Here is a 1,533-nt window from a genome sequence, read left to right as displayed (position 1 = left end):
ATGCTGTCTTGCGTGCTGGTGTTGATGCTTCCTTGTGCAATCTGGTTGATCTGCCCATCTGCACTGAGGTGGATGTCTTCGTTACTTTCTACGGCAATTGAACTTGGTGAAGCCAAGAGCATGATCGCTTGTTTAAAAGCCGCGGCTTTGCTTTGGTCTTCGCTCTCTAAGTTCTTGAGATAGCCCTGTAGGTTTTCGAGTAAGCTCAGTGGATCAGTTTGTTGATTTTGTGCCACTTCACTCAAAGCTTTGGCGTTGTTTAAGCTACTTTCGAGTTGTTGTTTGGCTTCGCTTGCATCGAGATGGTTTGCTTTGGCTTGTTCTTGTTTGTAGGTGGAGATGAGTATGCCTTCGCCCGCTCGTACTGCACCCCATTGGTCAGTTCTGAGTTCGAAGCCTTCGCCTCGTCCTTCACTTTCTGCTGTTGCTTTGGGATGACTGAGATTCCCTAGGTTAAGTTGGCTCGTCCCGTGGGTGTTTTGCAGTTGGGTGGAGATTTGTCCTGTGGTGTCATCAAAGCGGAGTTGTCCATAACCTTCGCCTTGGACTTCTTTACTTTTAATCCCTGCGAGTTTTTTGGTGTCCGGCAGTTGGCCTTGACTGTCAAATCGGGTTGGGCTGCGTTGGGCTTCATGTAGGCGGCCCACCACAAAGGGGCGGTCGATGTTGCCGTCAAAGAAGTCGATAACCACGATTTCATTGATTCGAGGAAGGAAGCGTGCGCCATAGCCTTCGCCTGCCCATGGGGTCAGTACATCGACCCAAGCTGAATCGGTATCGTTGTTGTTACTGCCTGCACCGCCATCAAATTGGTGGTCTTCTGCTCGGGTAAACAGGAAGCGTACTTTGATACGTCCCCATTCATCGACATGGATTTCTTCTCCTGCAGGTCCCACCACTTTGGCGCGTTGCGGATGGGTGCTAGGTCGATGTTGTAAGGGGTTGTATTCGGGTACGGTTTTGATGTTGCGTCGTTGTAGGATGAGTTCGCTGGCTTGGCGTTCTTGGTCGCTGTGGGTTGCTTGGTTGGTGTTTGTCTTGTGTTTTGGCGTCCATTGGCTGCGTTGTAGCAGTTGTTGGACTTGTTGGTCTAAGTCTTTGGGTAGGTTGTTTTGGTTGTAGTAGCGTTTGCCTACAATGAGGAATTCTTGATCAGCTCCGCTGTGTTGTGCAATTTCTGGATGGCCATCGAGTTTGAACCAGTAGCCGACTTGGCTGTCTCTGACGCTGGCTTTGGCGATGAATTGTTTGCTTTGTCCGGCGTAGTAGTCGCTGAGGTGTTGGTTGAGTTTTTCGACTTGGCTGTTGCCTGAGGCGGTGGCTTGGTCTTCACCTTTGAGGTCTTGGATCCATGCAGGGCTGATGTGCCATGCTTGTTCGAGGCCTAGGCTGGCATTGTCTTGGTGGTCACTGTGTTGGTGTTTGCTTTGGACTGACCCTGCGCCTTCTTCTTGTTCGAGGGCTGTGGCTTGCCAGCGTTGTAGGTGGACTGCGGTGGGTTGTAGGCTACGTTGTCCGATAAAGCTGGTGATG

The 1,533-nt window shown here is 50.9% G+C and carries 1 protein-coding gene; it reads right to left on the bottom strand.

The window, feature by feature from the left end; genetic code table 11:
- Nucleotides 1-1,533, bottom strand: a 1,533-nt coding sequence (locus AC1M9M_RS14795) for a type VI secretion system Vgr family protein (RefSeq protein ID WP_481596707.1), incomplete at both ends; no start/stop codon positions are given.

Source organism: Acinetobacter sp. ANC_7503 (genome assembly GCF_056780035.1).
This window is presented reverse-complemented; position numbering and strand designations above follow the sequence as displayed.